The organism is Sphingopyxis sp. SCN 67-31 (assembly GCF_001725095.1).
Map to the genome: position 1 here is coordinate 1 of NZ_MEFH01000078.1, position 19,258 is coordinate 19,258.

Annotated in this window: 18 protein-coding genes; 7 read left to right on the plus strand and 11 right to left on the minus strand. The window is 67.6% G+C overall.

Annotation, left to right across the window (positions count from 1 at the left end):
• The first annotated feature begins 470 nt into the window (after positions 1-470).
• On the plus strand, positions 471-1,994 hold the full coding sequence (locus ABS88_RS16380; protein ID WP_082737352.1) for a lipopolysaccharide biosynthesis protein: 1,524 nt from the start codon (positions 471-473) through the stop codon (positions 1,992-1,994).
• 15 nt (positions 1,995-2,009) lie between these two features.
• On the opposite strand, the gene ABS88_RS16385 is transcribed toward ABS88_RS16380, so the two are convergent.
• On the minus strand, positions 2,010-2,435 hold the full coding sequence (locus tag ABS88_RS16385) for a CBS domain-containing protein (RefSeq protein WP_067110775.1): 426 nt from the start codon (positions 2,433-2,435) through the stop codon (positions 2,010-2,012).
• 127 nt (positions 2,436-2,562) lie between these two features.
• Between ABS88_RS16385 and ABS88_RS16390 the strand changes: the two genes are divergently transcribed.
• Both ABS88_RS16390 and ABS88_RS16395 read left to right on the plus strand, forming a co-directional pair.
• Positions 2,563-2,871, plus strand: coding sequence for a hypothetical protein (locus ABS88_RS16390; protein WP_067110772.1), 309 nt, complete (start codon positions 2,563-2,565; stop codon positions 2,869-2,871).
• Complete coding sequence (locus ABS88_RS16395) at positions 2,861-3,238, plus strand: acyl-CoA thioesterase (protein WP_067110769.1); 378 nt, start codon at positions 2,861-2,863, stop codon at positions 3,236-3,238. Before ABS88_RS16390 ends, ABS88_RS16395 begins: the two co-directional genes overlap by 11 nt.
• A 3-nt stretch (positions 3,239-3,241) precedes the next feature.
• Here the strand turns inward: ABS88_RS16395 and ABS88_RS16400 are convergent, their stop codons facing one another.
• From ABS88_RS16400 to hisS, 6 genes are all read right to left on the minus strand, one after another.
• Complete coding sequence (locus ABS88_RS16400) at positions 3,242-4,726, minus strand: DUF4139 domain-containing protein (RefSeq protein ID WP_286750161.1); 1,485 nt, start codon at positions 4,724-4,726, stop codon at positions 3,242-3,244.
• 74 nt (positions 4,727-4,800) lie between these two features.
• Entirely contained in the window at positions 4,801-6,219 is a 1,419-nt protein-coding gene (locus ABS88_RS16405; RefSeq protein WP_067110767.1) for a DUF4139 domain-containing protein, read from the minus strand.
• Between the two features lie 75 nt (positions 6,220-6,294).
• Positions 6,295-7,086, minus strand: coding sequence for a DUF4167 domain-containing protein (locus ABS88_RS16410; RefSeq protein ID WP_286750175.1), 792 nt, complete (start codon positions 7,084-7,086; stop codon positions 6,295-6,297).
• A gap of 257 nt (positions 7,087-7,343) precedes the next feature.
• Positions 7,344-8,171 (minus strand): peptide chain release factor N(5)-glutamine methyltransferase, encoded by an 828-nt coding sequence (prmC, locus tag ABS88_RS16415; protein WP_286750162.1) that lies wholly within the window; start codon positions 8,169-8,171, stop codon positions 7,344-7,346.
• Between the two features lie 117 nt (positions 8,172-8,288).
• Positions 8,289-9,356 carry a peptide chain release factor 1 gene (gene prfA, locus ABS88_RS16420; protein WP_067110760.1) on the minus strand — a complete coding sequence of 356 codons (1,068 nt, stop codon included), beginning with the start codon at positions 9,354-9,356 and terminating at the stop codon, positions 8,289-8,291.
• On the minus strand, positions 9,356-10,609 hold the full coding sequence (gene hisS, locus ABS88_RS16425; RefSeq protein ID WP_067110757.1) for a histidine--tRNA ligase: 1,254 nt from the start codon (positions 10,607-10,609) through the stop codon (positions 9,356-9,358). Before hisS ends, prfA begins: the two co-directional genes overlap by 1 nt.
• A gap of 94 nt (positions 10,610-10,703) precedes the next feature.
• Here hisS and ABS88_RS16430 point away from each other — a divergent pair, with 94 nt between their 5' ends.
• Both ABS88_RS16430 and ppa read left to right on the plus strand, forming a co-directional pair.
• Entirely contained in the window at positions 10,704-12,641 is a 1,938-nt protein-coding gene (locus tag ABS88_RS16430; RefSeq protein WP_286750163.1) for a M61 family metallopeptidase, read from the plus strand.
• Positions 12,642-12,747: 106 nt separating this feature from the next.
• On the plus strand, positions 12,748-13,284 hold the full coding sequence (gene ppa / locus ABS88_RS16435) for an inorganic diphosphatase (protein ID WP_067110754.1): 537 nt from the start codon (positions 12,748-12,750) through the stop codon (positions 13,282-13,284).
• Between the two features lie 20 nt (positions 13,285-13,304).
• On the opposite strand, the gene ABS88_RS16440 is transcribed toward ppa, so the two are convergent.
• The 4 genes from ABS88_RS16440 to ABS88_RS16455 all read right to left on the minus strand — a co-directional run bounded on the left by ABS88_RS16440 (position 13,305) and on the right by ABS88_RS16455 (position 18,015).
• Positions 13,305-14,225 carry a mechanosensitive ion channel family protein gene (locus tag ABS88_RS16440; protein ID WP_067186127.1) on the minus strand — a complete coding sequence of 307 codons (921 nt, stop codon included), beginning with the start codon at positions 14,223-14,225 and terminating at the stop codon, positions 13,305-13,307.
• Positions 14,222-15,427, minus strand: a complete 1,206-nt coding sequence (metC, locus tag ABS88_RS16445) for a cystathionine beta-lyase (protein WP_286750164.1) — start codon at positions 15,425-15,427, stop codon at positions 14,222-14,224. Before metC ends, ABS88_RS16440 begins: the two co-directional genes overlap by 4 nt.
• 212 nt (positions 15,428-15,639) lie before the next feature.
• The gene (gene sseA, locus ABS88_RS16450; protein ID WP_286750165.1) at positions 15,640-16,482 is read right to left on the minus strand and encodes a 3-mercaptopyruvate sulfurtransferase; all 843 of its coding nucleotides are present in this window, start codon (positions 16,480-16,482) and stop codon (positions 15,640-15,642) included.
• A gap of 177 nt (positions 16,483-16,659) precedes the next feature.
• Positions 16,660-18,015 carry a hypothetical protein gene (locus ABS88_RS16455; RefSeq protein ID WP_286750176.1) on the minus strand — a complete coding sequence of 452 codons (1,356 nt, stop codon included), beginning with the start codon at positions 18,013-18,015 and terminating at the stop codon, positions 16,660-16,662.
• A 180-nt stretch (positions 18,016-18,195) separates the two neighbouring features.
• Here ABS88_RS16455 and queF point away from each other — a divergent pair, with 180 nt between their 5' ends.
• Positions 18,196-18,666, plus strand: a complete 471-nt coding sequence (gene queF / locus ABS88_RS16460; protein WP_286750166.1) for a preQ(1) synthase — start codon at positions 18,196-18,198, stop codon at positions 18,664-18,666.
• 69 nt (positions 18,667-18,735) lie between these two features.
• Complete coding sequence (locus tag ABS88_RS16465) at positions 18,736-19,146, plus strand: acyl-CoA thioesterase (RefSeq protein WP_286750167.1); 411 nt, start codon at positions 18,736-18,738, stop codon at positions 19,144-19,146.
• The last annotated feature ends 112 nt before the right edge of the window (positions 19,147-19,258 follow it).

Genomic DNA, 19,258 nt, shown 5'->3' on the forward strand with positions numbered 1-19,258 from the left:
CAGGATCAAACTCTCAAGTTTGATGTTCGAATCTGCAAAGGTGGAATATCCCTCGCAAACCCGCTCATTTTAAGGAGCCTGGCCTACACAAGAAGCAACCTCGTGAAAGGCTGCTTCCACGTTATGGAAACGTGTAAGACATGCAGGTCAGGCTTGGCTTTTTATCCTGAGCACCCGGCACCTTAAAGCTGCCGGACCCAGGGCCGCCGCCCACATGTCCCTTCATCGACAATCACAATGTCAAAGAGCTCACCGACAAGAAACGGCGGACAGTTGTCGTTCCCCGCTATTTCTATCGGGGGACATCTGTCCGTCTATGTTGGCGACCGTCTGGAGCGTGGCGGTTAGTGCCGCGCCCCGTCCGGTGAACAGGCCTCTAGGCCCCTCCTCGATTCGCGTCAACACCCTTTTTGCAATTTTGTTTCAAAGGTTGTGCAACGAGCCGCTATAGCCTCGGCCGAAAGGACCAAATGGTGAGCGAAAGCGCGGATTTCAAGCCGGACAACGGCATCGGGGAAAAGACCGGAGGAAAAGGCGAGGCATTCGGCGACCGCGTGCGCCGCGCGGTCATCTGGCGTTCGGGCAGCCAGATTCTCGCGCAGATCATCACCTGGACCTCGACGCTGTTCGTGATTCGACTGCTCGATCCCGCCGATTACGGCCTTTTCGCGATGACGCAGGTGATTCTGTCCTTCCTCGCCTTCCTCAACGGCTGGGGATTCGCGAGCGCGCTCGTCCAGTCCGATTCGGTCGATCCGTTCCGAATCAGGCAGGCATTTGGGCTGCTGCTGCTGCTCAACGCGATGCTCGCCGCCATCCAGTTCTTCGGCGCGCCGCTCGCCGCCGCCTATTACGGCCAGCCGATCGTCGCCGACCTGCTCCGCATCCAGGCGCTGATCTTTCTCGCGACTCCCTTCATCGCGCTGCCCGAGGTGATGATGTCGCGCGCGCTCGATTTCCGGCGTCAGGCATTCGTCAACCTGCTCGCCGCGCTGGCGGGGGCGAGCACCGCGCTCGGCTGCGCGCTCGCCGGCTTCGGCGTATGGACGCTCGTCTATGCCCCCATCGCGATGTTCTGGACGCGCGCAATCGGCCTGACGCTCGTCGCGCGCCTGCTCGTATGGCCGAGTTTCGATTTCCGGGGCTGCGGGCAGATCATCGGCTTCGGTTCCGCGATTCTCTTCACCCAGCTCTTCTGGCTGGTGCAGAGCCAGGCCGACATCGTCATCGCCGGCCGCCGATTCGAACCGCACGCGCTCGGCCTTTACGCCGAGGCGCTGTTCCTCGCGCAGATCTTCATGGGCAAGTTCGTGCCGCCGCTGAACGAGGTCGCCTTTCCCGCCTATTCGCGAATCAAGACCGACCGCGCGGCGGTGCGCTGGAATTTCCTGAAGACGGTGCGGCTGCTGACGCTCGTCGCGGCCCCCTTCTATTGCGGACTCGCGGTCGTCGCCGCGCCGATGGTCGAGACGCTGTTCGGCATCAAATGGATCGGCATGGTGCCCTATATCCAGATCATCGCGCTCGCGCTGATCTTGATGACGGTCCAGATTCTCTTCTCGCCGGTCAACAGCGCGCTCGGCAAGCCGTGGGTGTCGACGCTCGCGTCAATGGGCGGCGCGATCATCTTTCCGACCGCTTTCCTGATCGGCGCGCAATGGGGGCTGATCGGCATGGCGCGCGCTTGGTTGATCGCGGCGCCGCTGCTGCTGCTGCTGACCGCGCGCCTGTCGGGACCGCTGATCGGCGTGTCGCTGGGCGATGTCGCGCGTGCGATGCTGCCCGGCCTCGCCCCCGCGCTGCTGATGGCGGTCGGAGTCGCCCTCGCCGGCGAAGCGCTCGCGCCGTTCGCGCTTGCCGCGCCGGTCCGGCTCGCGCTGCTCGTCGCGCTGGGCGTGCTGCTCTATGGCGGGCTGCTGTGGTTGTTCGCGCGCGAGGCGCTCGCCGAGGTGCAAAGGGTTGCGTTGCGGCGGTCGGCGCCCGAGTCGCCGTGACCGCCGCCGCGGCGATCAGGACGCGATATAGTCGCGCATCGCGGCCGCCTCGGCCTCGATCTTGTCGATGCGATATTTGACGAGATCGCCGATCGACACGAATCCCACGAGTCGCCCTTCGTCGACCACTGGCAGGTGCCGAATCCGCTTCTGCGTCATCTGTGACAGCGCGCCGATTACCGCCATGCCCGAATCGCACGTCACCGGCGACTTGGTCATCACATCGTCGATCTTGCGGTCGAGCGCATCGGGGCCGTAGGAGGAAATCAGCCGCACCAGGTCGCGCTCGGAAAAAATGCCGACGATCATGTCGCCGTCGAGCACCGGAACCGCGCCGATGCGATGCTGCGCCAGCAGGTCGATCACCGCGCGCACGCTGTCGTCCTGCCGCGCCGAAATCACCGCGCCCGTACGCCCGTAGAGGATGGCTCCAATCGTCATTCCTGCCGCTCCCACCATATATCGTCGCGGCAAAGCCTATCATGATTCGCGCCAAAGCCGAAACGCCAGAGGCCCGCATGCCGTCATTCGGGCTTGGCCTCGGCGCGCGGTTGGTTCATGGGGGGGCATGGTCAAACATTCGCCCCTCGACGATGGCGACACGTCGAAAGTCGCCTGGGCGCGCTATCGCCGGCTGATGCGCGGCATGGCGATCGTCTCGCTGGTCGCCGTCGTCGGCGCGCTCGGCTGGCTGCGCTATACGATGGGCGACGCGCTGACGATTCACATGATGATCGCGACCGCCGCCGGCGTCGGCCTGTCGGTGATGCTCGGCGCGGCGCTGATGGGGCTGGTCTTTCTGTCGAGCGGCAGCGGGCACGACGAAGCGATCGACGATCCCTTCGCCGACGACCCGGACATGAAGAATGACCGATAGCCCGCGCGACCCGATCCTGCGGGTCGTGCCCCAACCGTCCGACATCAACAGCAACGGCCATATCTTCGGCGGCTGGGTGCTGTCGCAGATGGACATCGCGGGTGGCATCGTCGCGGCGCGCATCGCGCAGGGGCCGACCGCGACCGTCGCGATCGAGGCGATGGAATTCATCGCGCCGATCCTGCTTCGCGACCTCATCTCCGTCTATGCGCACCTCGAGCGGCGCGGCCGCACGTCGATGGGCATCCGGATCGAGGTAATCGCGACCCGCGGCCGCGACCAGCGCGAGGTCAAGGTGACCGAGGGGCTTTTCACTTTCGTCGCACTCGACGCGGATCACCGCCCGCGCCCGCTGCCACCGGTCTAGACCTTATTTAGCGCGATAATCGAGCGTCCGGCTGTCGTTGGCCGGCACGGTGACGATCCAGGTGGGCAGACCGTCCTTGCGCGGCAGTTTGCGGAGCCGCGAATCGACCGCTTTCATGTCGTCGATGGCGAACCCGAGTTCGAGGACGACCGCAAAGGGGTTCGCGTTGGTCACGGTCACGCGATAATCTTCGCCTTGCTTGCTCGGCGCATGATGATTGTCGGCGGTGACGAGGACCTGGCGACTTTCGCCGATGACGAGGTTGACCGTCTCGCCAACCGCATGGTCGCGCATCGCGCCCTCGCCCGCGAGCAGTTCCTCGCCGAGCGCCGATTCGAACACCGCGACCTGTCCGCTCGGCAAGGGCACGCCGAGCTTGCCCGCCTCCTTGTTCTCCATCCGCAGCACGATCTGGGTACCTTCGTTTTTCGGTTCGCAGGTCGGACAGGTCCGCAGGCGATGGATGGTGCGGAAAGGCACCTTGTTCTTCGCCAGCAAAGCGACCTGCTTTTGCGCATTGGCCGCAACTGTCACGCGCATCGGCACGCGATAGAGCTTGAGATCGCCCAGATCCTCCAGGCTGGCGGTGCCGGCGACAGCGATCGCCATCGGCGAATCCATCAGGCTTGCCTCGCGCCGCTGCGCGGTGACTACGATATCGTAACCCGCCATTGCGGCGGGCGCCGGCGGTGGAGGGGGCGGTGGCCGGATGCCGTTGCGCCCGCTGCCGGTCGGGAAGCAGGACAGGCGAAGCTGCGGCTGCGGCGGCGCCTCGACCAGCTCATCGAAATCCTGCTCGATATTCAGCGTCCCCGCGAGCGCCGACAGATTGGCATCGGCAAAGCTCTCGCCATTGCTGTTGGCGACGGTCAACCAGGCGAAGAGATCGAGCGTCTTCCCGTCGCCCGCGACGCGCGCGACATAATTGCTCGCCCAGTCGAAGCCCGTCGATAAATAGGTGAGCGACACCGTCACCCGCTGTGCGGCCGGACCGCGCGTCGTCACTGACAGCGTCGGCTTTGCGGTCAGCCCCTTCGGCACCCTGTCGTAAAGGAGCATTTCGGGAAGGCCCGAACAGCGCAGCGCCTCATAGCCGGCGGCGGTTCGCAGCACGACGGCGCCGTCGGGACCCGAGCGGATGAAGGCATTCTCTTCGGTGACCTTGCCCGTCGCGCGATCGGTGCGGCGGAGGTGGACGCGATTGCCGAGCGATCCGTCGAGCAGGCTAACGGGCGACAGCAGCGCCGCGTCGCGATTCTTCTGCACCACCCCGCCGGGCAGGCCTGTGACGATCGCCGATACCGCGACCATCCCTTCGGCCACGCCCTCGAAGCGCAGCAGCGATTCGCCCGCCGGCAGGTCGATCGTGCGCTGTTCGGAGATCAGCGCGAAGCCTGCGAGGCTGTCGAGGTCGATCTCGCCGCCTTCGCCGCGTCCGGGATCGCGGAACGCGCTGATCGAAACCAAATCGGGGGCGGTCGAAGTCACGACGCTCTGCGCCGCCGCGGGCGATGCGGACAGAAGCAGTAGCAAAGCAAGCGACCGGCGCATCGCGGCGCGGATCAATAGCGCGTTTCGAAGGTGGCGGTGATCGTCGTCTCGCCATTGGCAGGAACCGTCACGCGCCATCGCGTCCCGTCGCTGTCGAGTCGTTCGCTCTTCCGGCTTTCGGTGATGATGCGCGTGTCGTCCCAATACCAGTCTAGCCCACGCTGGACGAGGTCGATCGTCACCGGCTGCGGCCGCGCATTGGTGAGCAGATAGGACATCGACGAGCGCCAGATCGACGGCGACCGTCGTTCGCGCGATACGACGGTCGCCTTCACCTTGACGTCGAAGGCGTCGCCGGTCTTGAGGCCGAGTTCGCTGCCCATCGGCGTATGGCCGATCCGGCTTTCGCCGATGAACTGCGGGTCGCCGCGCATGTCGCGCTGGTAGAAACGCACCGTCCCGGCGGGCAGCGCGTCGCCCAACCCGCCTTGCGCGCTCGAACTGAACTTGATCACGCTCGCCGCGCTCTGCGGCTCGGTCATATTGTTGAAGCCAGCCACTGTATATTCGTAGATCTTCTGCGCCGGCACCTTCGCCACGTCGAGGAAGCTGACCTGCTTCGTCTGCGCGTTGGCGATCGTCGTGCGCTCGGCCAGCGGATAGAGATAATAGTCGCCCAGCTGTTCGCGCGGCGCGGTCTCGGTGCCCGCGCGGCGCAATTCGCCCGGCGCCACGGGCCGCGGACGATAGACGCCGCCACTGCTCGCCGCATTACCCGCCGACGGCGTGCCCGCGACGAGCAGGGTGCGCGCCCGGTCGAAGGTGGTGCCGGTGGTGTTGGTCAGCGTGACCCAGCCCTGGACGTCGATCGTCCCCGCCTTCTCGTCGTAGAGCGACACATAGTCGGCCGCCCAGCCGAGCCCGCCGGTCAGATAGGACAGCGTCGCCGGCCGCGTTCCGGTGCTCTTGCTCTCCACCGTGATCGACAGCGTCGGCTTGGCGCGCAGGTTCGGCGGAATCTTGTCGAAGATCACCCGCACCGGCAGCCCATCGTCGCGCAATATCTCGATGCGTGACCCGATCTCGAGCACCACGCCGCCGTTGACCGCGAGCACCTTCGCGCGCTCGCGCGTCTCAGCACCGGTCGCGGGATTGATGCGCAGCAGCGTCACCGTCTCGCCGACCGCCTTCTGCATCAGCGCGTTGGGCGACAGCAGGTCATAATCGAAATTCTGTTCGACGATCGCGGTGCCCGCGGCGCTGAACGACACCGTCTGCGGCCGGATCTGCGCCGACACGTCGGGAAATTCCTGGCGCGTCCGGCCGGCGGGGAAGGATATCTGCCGGATATCCTGCACCAGCGACTGGCCGCCATTATAGATAGTGACCGACAGGTCGCCCTGCGCGTTGCCGGCGGCCGGGTCCTGCGCCGCGGCGGAAGCGGCGCCCAGCGCCAGTGTCAGAAAGCAAAGGCTTGCCATGGCTTGCATGAAAAACTCCCCCGAACGGTGGTTCGGGGGAGGCTATGGCATGTCGATGGCAAAAACCAGCGTCGAATCGAGGACTTATTCCGCCGCTTCGACCCCGGTGTCGCGCGTGGCAAGCGTCCGGCGCGTGCGCCGCGGCTTGGGCGCCGGTGCCTCTTCGGCGCCATCCCCGGCGGCGGGAACATCGGCGTTGCGTTCGCTGCGTCCGATCGCGGGGGGCAGTGCGGCGCTGTCGATTCCCGCTGTTTCGCGCGCATCCTCCTCACGCTCGCGCGTGCGGCGCGGGCCGCGGCGCGCGGTGCGCGGTGCGGGGGGCGCATCCTCGGGCGTCTCGCGCTCGGCGCTGCCCCCTTCCTTCATTTCGGTACCGGCTTCGCTGCGATCCTGATCGCGCTCGCGACGGCCGCGGGCGCGCGGCTGGCGATTGCCGCGCCCATCCTCGTCGTCGCGGCGGTCGCGGTTGCCGCGCGTTTCGCCGTCCTGCTCGGTTTCGGTCCGCTCGCCGTCGCTGTCGAGATCGCTCTCGTCATGGCCGTCGAAATCCTCGACCCCGCGTACTTCGCGATGGCGGTCGGGGCTGCGCTCCTGACCGCTCTGCGCCGCCCTTTCCTCCTGGCGGGCGCGGAAATCGCTGTGGACGCGGAAATAATGGTCGGCGAACTGCAGATAATATTCGGTCTGCACCCGGTCGCCCGAAAGCTGCGCGTCGCGCGCGAGATTCTTGTATTTCTCGATCATCTGGACGGCATTGCCGCGCGCCCGGCTGTCGATCCGGTTGGCCTGGTCGACGCCCCCGCGTCCGCCCGACTGCGACCGGTTGTTGCTGTTGTTGTTGCGGCCGCGACGGCGACCGCTCTGCCGGTTGTTCATGTTCAACTGAGACATCCTGTCGAAAGCTAATAAGCTATGCCAACCCCTTTTGGCCGGCGGCACCAAATCGGCGTGCCGCACCCGCGCTCGCTGCGCGGTTCTAGCCCTCTGTCGCCCGCGCCGGACCCAAAGTCCCGCACCGGCATCGCAAGTGGGAAGCAGACCAGCCGGCCCGATGAAGGGACCCCGGTCGGGCCTGTGAGCCGCCCCCTACAGCGCTTTGCGGCGGAAACCAAGAAAATTCTTGTATGGGGGCGCTATCCGACGCGGGTCAGCAAAAGCGCCCGGTCGCGACCACCCAGATCCCGGCGGCACCGTACGGCAAATCCCGCCGCTTCGGCGAGCTCTGCCACCAACATATGCTGTGTGGACCCGATTTCAAGCACCGCCGCGCCGCCGGGGGCGAGATAGTCCGGCAGCATCGGAATGATCCGGCGATAATCGTCGAGCCCGTCCACCCCCGCGAACAGCGCGCTCGCCGGTTCGTATCGGACGACGTCGGGCATCAGCGCCTCGCCGTCGGCGATATAGGGGGGGTTGCACAGGATGAGGTCGAACGATCCGGCCATGCCCGCCATCCAGTCGCCGACGCGGAAGGCGGCGCGGGCCGCGAGCCCGAGGGCCTCCGCATTGGCGCGCGCAAGGGTCAGCGCGGCCTCGCTCGCGTCGATCCCCAGTCCGGTCGCCGCTGGCCATTCGGCGAGCGCCGCCAGCAGCAGCGTCCCCGGCCCGGTGCCGAGGTCGAGGACATGATGCGGCGACCGCGCACCGAAATGATCGAGCGCCGCCTCGATCAGCGTCTCGCTGTCGGGTCGCGGGATCAGCGCACCGGGACCCACCGCGAGCCGGATCGTCCAGAAATCGCGATAGCCGACGATATAGGCGACGGGTTCGTGCGCCAACCGCCGCTCGACGAGCATCGCGAACGCCTCCGGCACGGCGTAGCGGGAGGGATCGAGCAGCAGCGCCGCGCGCTCCACCCCCAGCGCATGCGCCATCAGCAGTTCGGCATCGAGGCGCGGGGTTTCGGACACGGCGGCGAGGCGGGTCGCAGCGGCGCGGAGAGCCAGCCCGACCTCGCTCACGCCGAATTCCGTTCGTGTCGAGCGAAGTCGGGACACTCATCGAGACGATATCGAGCCGAGGGGCATCTCGACTTCGCCCGATGCGAACGGGTTCGGATCAGGCGGGGTGCTCCGAGGCTAATCACCCAGCCCCGCCAGCCGCTGCGCCTGATCCTCGGCGATCAGCGCATCGATCAGTTCGTCCATCTGCCCCTCCAGTATCTCGGGCAGGCGGTGGAGCGTCAGGTTGATGCGGTGGTCGGTCACGCGCCCCTGCGGGAAATTATAAGTGCGGATGCGTTCGGACCGGTCGCCCGACCCGACCATCGACTTGCGCGCCGACGCCTCGGCGCTGTGCGCACGCGCACGTTCGAGGTCATAGAGCCGCGCGCGCAGCACTTGCATCGCCTTCGCGCGATTCTTGTGCTGGCTGCGCTGGTCCTGCTGGATCACGACGAGGCCGGTCGGGATATGGGTGATGCGGATCGCCGAATCGGTCGTGTTGACGTGCTGCCCGCCGGCGCCGGACGAGCGATAGATGTCGACCTTCAGGTCCTTCTCGTCGATCGCGACGTCGACCTCTTCAGCCTCCGGCAGCACCGCGACGGTCGCGGCGCTGGTGTGGATGCGCCCGCCGCTTTCGGTGACGGGAACGCGCTGGACGCGGTGGACGCCGCTCTCGAACTTGAGCTTCGCGAACACCCCCTGCCCCGTCACCGACGCGACGACCTCCTTGTAGCCGCCGACCTCGGCCTCGTTCGCCGAGATGATCTCGACCTTCCAGCCCTGCGCGTCGGCATAGCGGCCGTACATGCGGAGCAGATCCCCCGCGAACAGCGCCGCCTCGTCGCCGCCTGTCCCCGCGCGGATTTCGAGCATCGCCGCGCGCTCGTCGGCGACGTCCTTCGGCAGCAGCCTGACCGCAAGGTCGTGCTCGGCGGCCGGCAGCGCCTCCTTGACCGCGGCGATCTCCTCCTCGGCCATCGCCTTCATCTCGGCGTCGGATAGCATTTCATCCAGCGCCGCCAGCTCGCCGCGCAGCCGCACCACTTCGCGCGCCGCCGCCGCGACGGGCTCCAGCTCCGCGAACTCCTTTGAAGCCGCGACGAAATCGGCGGGCGTCATGTCGCCCGTCGCCATGCGGGCCTGGAGCGCGGCATGGCGCTCGATGATCGCGTCGATCTGTCTGGCCGAAACGTTCGCCATCACCCGATCGAACGAAACAGCGCTTCGGCGCGGGCGGCGGCCTCGCTGCCATCGGTCTTGGCGTTGGTGAAGGGAGCGCCGTCGCGCAGGCTGATCGAAATCAGCGCGCGGGCGCCGATCTTCGCGGCCTTGTCGAAACGCTTGCGCGGCGAACCCGTCGCGACGATGTCCGCCGACACCCGATTGTCGCGCAGAAGGCGAAGTCCGCGCATCGCGAGATCGAACATCGCATCGTCCTCGACCGCGATCACCGCGTCGAGCCGCGTGTCGACGGCATTATCCGCGAGCAGCATCGCCAGTCGCTCAATACCCGCCGCCCAGCCGACCGCCGCGGTCGGCGGCCCGCCGAGCGCCTCGATCAATCCGTCATAGCGTCCGCCGCCCAGCACCGTGCCCTGCGCACCAAGCCGGTCGGTGACGAATTCGAACGCGGTGTGGCGATAATAGTCGAGCCCGCGCACCAGCCGCGCGTTGCGCTCCCACGCCACCCCGGCGGCGTCGAGCCCCGCGGTCACCGCGCCGAAGAAATCCTGCGCCGCCCCGGTCAGAAAGGCGTCGATGTCGGGCGCGCTGTCGGCAATGGGCCGGTCGCGCGGGTCCTTGCTGTCGAGGATGCGCAGCGGATTCTTGTCTAGCCGCGCGAGGCTGTCCTCGGACAGCTCGCCGCGATGGACGGTGAAATGCTCGACCAGCGCCGCACGCCACGCCTCGCGGCTTTCCGCGTCGCCGAGCGTGTTGAGCGTCAGCGTCACCCCCTCGGCGATCCCCAGTTCCTTCAGCAGCTGGTCGGCGAGGACGAGCAGTTCGGCGTCGGCGAGCGGGCTGTCGCTGCCGAGCACTTCGGCATCGAGCTGGTGGAACTGCCGATAGCGGCCCTTCTGCGGCCGCTCGTAGCGGAACAGCGGACCATGCGTTGCGACCTTCAGCGGCGCGAACTGCTGCCAGCCATTGGAGATATAGGCGCGCGCGATTCCGGCGGTGAATTCGGGGCGCAGCGTGATCGATTCGCCGCCGCGATCCTCGAAAGAATACATTTCCTTCGACACGACGTCGGTCGTCTCACCCAGACTGCGCGCGAACACCGCGGTCGGTTCGATCACCGGCACCTCGACGCGCTTGAAGCCATAGAGGCGGCGCACGCGGTCGAAGGTATCGACGACATGCTGGAAACGGTCGGCGAAATCGCCGAGCATGTCCTGGGTGCCGCGCACCGGCTGCGGCGTCGGGATTTTCTTCGCGCGGTCCTTGCTCATGGCCGCGGCGTCTAATGGCTTTTCGTCGAAACGCAAAGGGTCCTCGCAGACCCCGCGCTGGACCTTCGCCGCTTTTCCCGGCAACAGGCTGACCATGAAAATGGCACCGTTCGTCGCAGCGGCCCTGCTGGCCGCTCCCTTCGCCCTCGCCTCCTCCTCCGCCGCCGAGGAGGCCAACAGCCGCCCGCAGCCGGTCGTCCAGCCGCATGTCGTGCCGCTGCCCGCCGACAAGGCCTATCCGGGGACGCTGCAGCTTCGCGTCGATGCGACCGACGTCGCGCGCGGAATCTTCCGCGTCCGCCAGACGATTCCGGTCGCGAAGAGCGGCAAGCTGACCCTCCTCTATCCGCAATGGCTGCCCGGCAAGCATGCGCCGCGCGGCGCGATCGCGGAGATCGCGGGGTTCCGGCCCAGCGCCGGCGAGACGCCGCTGACCTGGGTGCGCCAGCCGACCGACGTCTATGCCTTCGACATCGACATACCGGCGGGCACCAAGAGCATCGACGTCGCCTTCGACTTCCTGTCGCCGACGCGGCCGAGCGAGGGCCGCATCGTCGTCACGCCCGCGATGATGAACCTCCAGTGGGAACAGGTCAGCCTCTACCCGGCCGGCTATTTCACGCGCAACATCCCGGTGCAGCTCGAGGTGATACTGCCCGAGGGCTGGACCGGTGCCGCGGCGCTCGACGGGCTGAAGGTTTCGGGCAACCGCTACAGCTATGCCCCCACCAGCTACGAGACGCTGGTCGACAGCCCGATGTTCGCCGGCAAGTTCTTCCGCAAATGGGACCTCGGGCAGAATGTCACGCTGAACGTCGTCGCCGACGAGGCCAAATATCTGGAGGCGACCCCCGACCAGATCGCGCGCCACGCGGCGCTGGTCGCCGAGACGGTGGCGCTGTTCGGGACGAAGCATTTCGACCGCTACGAATTCCTCCTCGCGCTCACCGAAGAGCTCGGCGGCATCGGCCTCGAACATCATCGCAGCAGCGAGAACAGCCGCGCCACCGACTATTTCACCCGCTGGGACGACAATGATTCGGAGCGCGGGCTGTTGCCGCACGAATTCACCCACAGCTGGAACGGCAAATACCGCCGCCCCGCCAAGCTGTGGACGCCCGATTTCCGGACCCCGATGCAGGGCAATCTGCTGTGGGTCTATGAAGGCCAGACGAGCTTCTGGGACCTCGTACTCGCCGGCCGTTCGGGCATGCAGAGCAAGGATACGGTGCTTGGCGAATGGGCGACCAACGCCGCCTTCTTTGCCGCGCAGGCCGGCCGGGCGTGGCGATCGGTCGAGGACACGACGCTCGACCCGGTGATCGCCGGCCGCAAGCCGCGCCCCTTCCCCAGCGCGACGCGGACCGAGGATTATTACAATGAAGGCTCACTCGTCTGGCTGGAAGCCGACATGATCATCCGGCAGGCGACGAACGACACGAAGAGCCTCGACGATTTCGCCAAAGCCTTCTTTGGCGGCCGCGGCGGTGACTGGGGCGAGGTCACCTATGATTTCGGCGACGTCGTCGCGGCGCTGAACGGCGTCCACCCCTATGACTGGAGCGAGTTTCTGCGCACCCGCCTCCAGACCCCCGGCCAGCCGGCGCCGACCGGCGGCATCGAGAAGGCGGGATACCGGCTCGTCTGGCGCGACGCCCCCAACGCCTATGACCGGGCGCGGATGGCGCGCGCGAAGACCGCCGACCTCACCCACTCGCTCGGCCTGGTGATCGACAAGGACGGCGTCGCCACCAGCATCCTGTGGGACGGCCCGGCCTTTCGCGCCGACATCGTCAACGGCACGAAGATTCTCGCAGTCGACGGCCTCGGCTACAGCCGCGAGCGGATCGAGGCCGCGATCCGCGCCGCCGCCGACGGCAAGACCCCGGTGCGCCTGCTGGTCGAACGCGGCGGCCGCTATCGCACGATCGAGATCGCCTATCATGGCGGCCTGCGCTGGCCACACCTCGAAAAGACCGGCAGCGGGCCGGACTGGTTCGACCGGCTGCTCGCGGCGAAACGCGCGCTCTGATTTCCCTCCCGCTTGCGGGAGGAGTAAGCTCCCCCTCGACTTTGCGCGCCGTCAGGCGCTAAAGGCGCGCGCCATTTCAAAAAAAGACCGAAGGATATTCTCTCCCATGCGTATCGACCTGATCCCGGCCGGCGACAATCCGCCCGACAGCCTGAATGTGCTGATCGAGGTGCCGATCGGCGGCGAGCCGGTGAAATATGAATTCGACAAGGCGTCGGGCGCGCTGTTCGTCGACCGCTTCCTGCACACACCGATGCGCTATCCCGCCAACTACGGTTTCATCCCGCACACGCTGGGCGAGGACGGCGATCCGCTCGACGCGCTCGTCGTCGCGCGCACCTCGGTCATCGCCGGCGCGGTGGTCAAGTGCCGCCCGATCGGCGTGCTTTTGATGGAAGACGACAAGGGCGGCGACGAAAAGCTGCTGTGCGTCCCGATCAACGCGACCTTTCCCTATTATGCCGAAGTGGCGAGCTATCGCTCGATGCCGCCGATCGTCATGCAGCAGATCGAGCATTTCTTCACCCACTACAAGGATCTCGAACCCGGCAAATGGGCCAAGCTCAACGGCTGGGGCGACGTCGACGAAGCCAAGCGGATCATCGTCGAGGGGATCGAGCGCGCCAGGCAGGCCGGCGTCTGAGCCGCAGCGGGCTACGCGCCCTATTCCGGCGCGTCGCCATCCGAAACGAAGCGTATGTCCTGGCGCGGATAGGGGATGCGGATTCCCGCTTCGCCGAACCGGTCCCATATGTCGAGGAACACGCTGCCCTGGATATTGCCCAGCCCCGCCTCGGGGTCCGATATCCAATAGCGCAACTCGTGCTCGACCGCGCGCTCGCCAAAGCCGATGATCCACACCACCGGTTCGGGATCGGACAGGATGCGCGGATTGGTCCGCGCCGCTTCGACCATCAACCGCTGCGCCAGCCGCAGGTCGCAGTCATAGGGAACCGGAACCCGCATCCGCACGCGCACGTCGCGGCTCGAATAGCTCCAGTTCTCGACCGCCTGCGTCATCAGCAGCTCGTTCGGGATCAGGTGCTTCTTGCCGTCGCGGGTCACGACGCTGACCGCACGCACCCCGATCTTCGCGACATAGCCGACATTGGGCACGCCGCCGAGCGTCGCGACGCCCATCGAGGCGGCATCCCCCACCACGATCACGTCGCCCGGCTTGATCGAACGGTCCATCAGCAGGATGATCCCGGCGATCAGGTTGCCGACCGTCTTCTGCAGACCGAAGCCGATCGCCAGCCCCGCTGCCCCCGAAAAGACCGCCAGCGCGGTCAGGTCGATGCCGAGCAGATCGACCCCGAACAGCAGCGCCAGCGTGAACAGCGCGATCGCAATCAGCTTTTCGGCGAGGATGCGCTGCGTGTCGTCGATCTGCCGGTTGCGGCGCAGGACCCACTTGATCGCGCGCAGCACGACGCGCACCGCGACATAGAGCAGCACCGCGACGACCAGCGCCGCGAACAGCGAATAGAGCGACAGGCGATAGTCGCCGATATCGAGCCCGATCGCCTTCATCGCCGCGATCACCTCCGCGACGCCGTGCCGGGCGCTCGCCGCGACGCTCATGCCGCGAGCGCCGCAAGGCCGCGTTCGAGGTCGGCGATCAGGTCGGCCGGGTCCTCGAGTCCGATCGACAGGCGCACCAGCGCATTACGGTCGGCCCACGTCGTCGCGGTGCGAATGCCCGCCGGATCGCTCGGCACGACCAGGCTTTCGTAGCCGCCCCAGCTGAAGCCGATCCCGAAGCGCGCCAGCGCATCGACGAAGCGCGCGCGCGCCGCGTCATCGGCACCCGCCAGCGTGAAGCCGAACAGCCCGCTCGTTCCCGAAAAGTCGCGCGCCCACAGCGCATGGCCCGGATCGCCGGGCAGCGCGGGGTGGAGCACTCGCCCGACTTCCGGCCGCTCGGCCAGCCAGCGCGCGACGGCGAGGCCGTTCTCCGCATGCCGCGCCAGCCGCACGTCGAGCGTCCGCAGACCGCGCAGCATCAGGGCGCAATCATCGGGCGAAACCGAATGGCCGAGCTGGTAAGTCGCCTTGCGCAGCCGCGGCCACAGCGCGGGCGTCGCGGTAAGCGAGCCCATCATCGCATCCGAATGGCCGCCGACATATTTGGTGAGGCTCATCATCGTCACGTCGACGCCATGCGCCAGCGCCGGGAACAGCAGCGGCGTTGCCCAGGTGTTGTCGAGCATCGTCACGACGCCGCGCTCGCGCGCGACGGCCGTGATCGCGGGCACGTCCTGCACCTCGAAGGTCAGGCTGCCGGGCGATTCGAGGAAGATCAGCTTCGTCGCGGGTTCGATCAGCGCGGCGATGTCCTTGCCGATCAGCGGATCATAATAGGTCGTGCGCACGCCATAGCGCTTCAGCATATCGTCGCAGAACAGCCGCGTCGGTTCATAGGCGCTGTCGACCATCAGCAGGTGATCGCCGGGCGCGAGCAGCGCGAGCAGCCCGGCGGTGATCGCCGCGACGCCCGACGGGTAGAGCAAGGTTCCCTCGGCCCCCGGCTCGAAGTCGGTCAGCGCGTCGGCGAGCGCCCAGACGGTGGGCGTCCCCCGCCGGCCATAATAGAGCTTGTCGTGCGTCGCATGGCCCCGCGCGCGGAGATCGGCGACCGAATCGTAGAGGATCGTCGAGGCGCGCCAGACCGGCGGATTGACGACCCCGCCGCCGAGCCGCGGGTCGCCGGTCCATTCGGGCCGCCGCCCGCCCTGCACCAGTTTCGTCGCGGGGCGGAGGCTGTCATCGTCGCTCTTGCTCATCCTCGCCTTGTTAGCGGAGCGCGGCGCAAAATCCAGTGGCCGGCACCTTCCCGCTCGCGCAGCGGGGCCTCAAAATCTCACACGAAGACACGAAGAGGGCCGTTCATGCGCGCACTATTAGCGCGTGAACGGCCCTCTTCGTGTCTTCGTGTGAGTCAAAAAGGGTGCTGCGCGCGGAAGGTTAAACACCGTCCGCGCTTCGCACCGCCGCCTCAGGCCGCGCCGGTCGCCTTCGGGGTTGCCGGGTCGGCGCCCCATTCGGTCCAGCTTCCGTCATAGACCGCGACATCCTCCTTGCCGAGCAGGTGCGCGCCGAAGGCGACGACGGTCGCGGTCATGCCGCTGCCGCAGGTCGTGATGAGCGGCTTGTCGAGATCGATTCCCGCGGCGTCGAAGGCCGCCTTCAGTTCGTCGCCCTGCTTCCAGGTGCCGTCGGCGTTGAAAAGCTGGCTGTGCGGCAGGCTGCGCGAGCCCGGGATGTGGCCCGGCGCCATGCCGGGGCGCGGATCGCGCTCTTCGCCGGTGAAGCGCGCCGCGGGGCGCGCGTCGACGACCTGTTCGGCGCCGCTGTCGACGTTCGCGAGCATCTGGTCCTTGCTGCGCACCGCCTTCGCATCGCGCCACACCGTGAAGTGGCGGTGGCGCAGCGTCTGCTTGCCCATTTCGAGCGGGCGCCCTTCGGCCTTCCACTTGGCGAGGCCGCCATCGAGGAGCGCGACGTCGTGCGCGCCGAACAGCTTGAGCAGCCACCAGGCGCGCGCCGCGCTTTTCAGCGGGCTGTCGTCATAAAGCACGATGCGGCTGCCGTCGCCGAGGCCGAGCGACTGCATCCGGCTCGCGAACTTCTCGGGCGGCGGCGCCATATTCTCGACATCGCTGTGCGAATCGGCCAGCTCGGTCAGGTCCATGAAAACCGCGCCGGGGATGTGACCCGCCTCATATTCCGCGCGCGCGTCGCGGTCGGTCCCCACCATGAATTTCGTCGCATCGACGACCCGCAGGTCCGATGCCCCCAGTTCGCGTTCCAGCCAGTCGGTTGACACCAAGGCGTCCATGTCATGCTCCTGTTACGACCCGACGGTGGAACCTGCATTGTCCTGCCCCGCCCGCCGGCCATCCTGCTATGGCTCTTGTCTTTCCGGGGAAGTCGCCAGCCTATGCCCCCGCTTGCCCTTTTTCAAGCGCGCTGCCGCTCTGCCCCAGACGATGCTGCGCCGCAACAAAAATGATGTCTACAGGCTCCGCCGCATCGCCGTCGCGCGGGCGCCCGGCTGGCTGACGACATAGGTCGCGCGGTCGAGCGGAAGCGGCGCCAGACGGTCGCTTTCCTTCGGCCCCGTCTCGCGGCCGATCACGAAGCTGCCCGCGACCTGGCCGAACCCGTCGCCCGCCCCATCCCAATGATAGGTGACGTCGAAGGCGGCCACCGGGACCAGCATCGGCTTGCCCCCCATCGGCAACGGCTCGATCGTCGCGCGCGGCAGCACGACCTCGCCGTCGAGACGCTCGCCCGCGCCCGGCGCCAGCGCCATGTCGTCGCGCAGCACGCTGCCGCCGGCGCCGTCGAAGAAGCGCGCGAGCACCGGCTCGGTCATCGCCGATCCCTGGTTGAGCGCGATGCGGACCATCAACCCGACGGCATCGACCGATCCCTGGTTCGTCAGGTTCAGCGAAAAGCCGAACAGGATCTGGTCGGGCGCGGCACGAATCGAGTGGATTTCCAGCGTCATGCCGATCACCGGCCGTCGTTCGGCCGCGGGCCGGGTGACGAGCGGCGACGGCGGGCGCGGGGCGCCCGGCTGGAAAGGCGCGGGCGGCGCGGCGGGGGCCGGAGGCGCCACGTCGGGCGTCGCCGGAACGGGCGGCGAAGGCGCGGGTGCCGGCGACGGTGTCGGCAAGGGCGCCGGGGGCTGTGAAGCGGCCGGCGGCGGCGCCGGGGTTTCCGGCGCCTCGAAAGGCGCAGCGCCCTCGGGAAGCGGACGACGGCGCCAATACCAGACGCCGGCCGCCAGCGCGGCCAGTGCTGCCAGCAGCCAGGCCCAGAGCGGCGTGTCCGGCGCGGAACCGGAAGGGGAAGCCGGCGGCGCCTCATCATCGGCCGCCGGACTGGGCGTCTCCGCGGCGGGCGTGGATGCCGTCGGTTCCGGTCCGACGGGCAATGGCGATGCGTCGCCGGTCGGCGCGACGGGCACCGGCACGGGAGTCTCGCCGCCGGTCGGTGCAGGCGACGCGGCGCGCGGCGCTACCTCGGCCGCGCGCGGCTCGGCGGGCGCGGTGCGGCGCGGGGTTTCGGGCGCGGCCGCGCCGCCGGTCGCTGGCAGCGTCGGCGCCACCCGCGGTGGCGTGGGACGCGGTGTCGGCGTAGGCGTGGGTGTGACGCGCTCGCCGGGGGCGATCGGCGGCAGACCGTTGTTCGATGGCCCCTGCACCCCGGCCGCGCGGCCATCGTCGGCAGGCGGCAGGCGGAAATCGACCGACGGCCCCGACGGAGCGGGTGACGACGGAGTCGGCGACGGCGCGGACTCGGGCGTCTCGGCCGGCTGCGCCGCGGTCGGGACGGGCCCGCCCAGCCCCAGGGCGAGCGCCATCAACGGCAGCGCTGCTGCCTTGCGTCGCCGATCCAACCTGCTGCCCGTCATCGCCAAACCGTCCGTGACACCCGAATATCGTTCCCTGCCCCTCGATGCGGCCCGGTCGATCGCGAGCCGATGGGGCCGGCGGTCCGCAAAGCGCTTCCGCGCGGGGCGATGAGGCTCTAGACGAAAGCCATGACCGATTCCAGCCATCCCCCGCTCGCCCCCAAACATCTCGGCCAGCCCAGCCAACTGCCCGCCGCGCCGGAGGCGGCGGTACTCGACTATGTGCCCAATCCGCGCAGCGGCGAACTCTATCTGGTGCGCTTCGCGGCGCCCGAATTCACCTCGCTCTGCCCGGTCACCGGCCAGCCCGATTTCGCGCACCTGGTCATCGACTATGCGCCGGGCGATACGATCGTCGAATCGAAGAGCCTCAAGCTGTTCCTCGCCAGCTTCCGCAACCATGCCGGCTTCCACGAGGATTGCACCGTCGGCATCGGGCGTCGCCTGTTCGACGAGATGCGCCCGCGCTGGCTGCGCATCGGCGGCTATTGGTATCCGCGCGGCGGCATCCCGATCGATGTCTTCTGGCAATCCGGCCCGCCGCCCGAGGGGCTGTGGCTCCCCGATCAGGGCGTCGCCCCCTATCGCGGGCGCGGCTGATCCGATATTTCAACAAAAAAGGTGGGATTTCATCTTCCCGTCGCACGACCCTTACATTATTGTCAGCGCATGACCGCCACCGCCCGCCCCCACGACCACGACATCACCGTCGGCCCCGACGCCATCGACTTCATGGGGCACGTCAACAATGCCCATTATCTGAGCTGGGTACAGGAAGCGGTACTTGCCCACTGGCGCAAGATCGCGCCGCCCGAGGCGGTGTCGCAGCATCTGTGGGTCGCGCTGAAGCACGAGATCACCTATCGCCGCCCCGCCTTCCTCGACGACCAAGTGATCGCGACGGTGATCCTCGAAAAGGTCCAGGGCGCGCGCGCCTTTTACGAAACGGTCATCCGGCGCGGCGAAGAGGTGCTGGCCGAAGTCAAGTCGAGCTGGTGCTGCGTAGACGCCGAAACACTCCGCCCGGCGCGGCTGGCGAGCGAGGTGGTGGCGCGCTTCTTCCCGGGCGAAAAAAGCTAAGTTGCCCTTCCAAACTCCGTCATGCCGAACTCGTTTCGGTATCCATGGCCCAAGCCTCTCCTTCGACGCAGCATCAAAGGACAGGTCCTGCCATGGGCCCTGAAACAAGTTG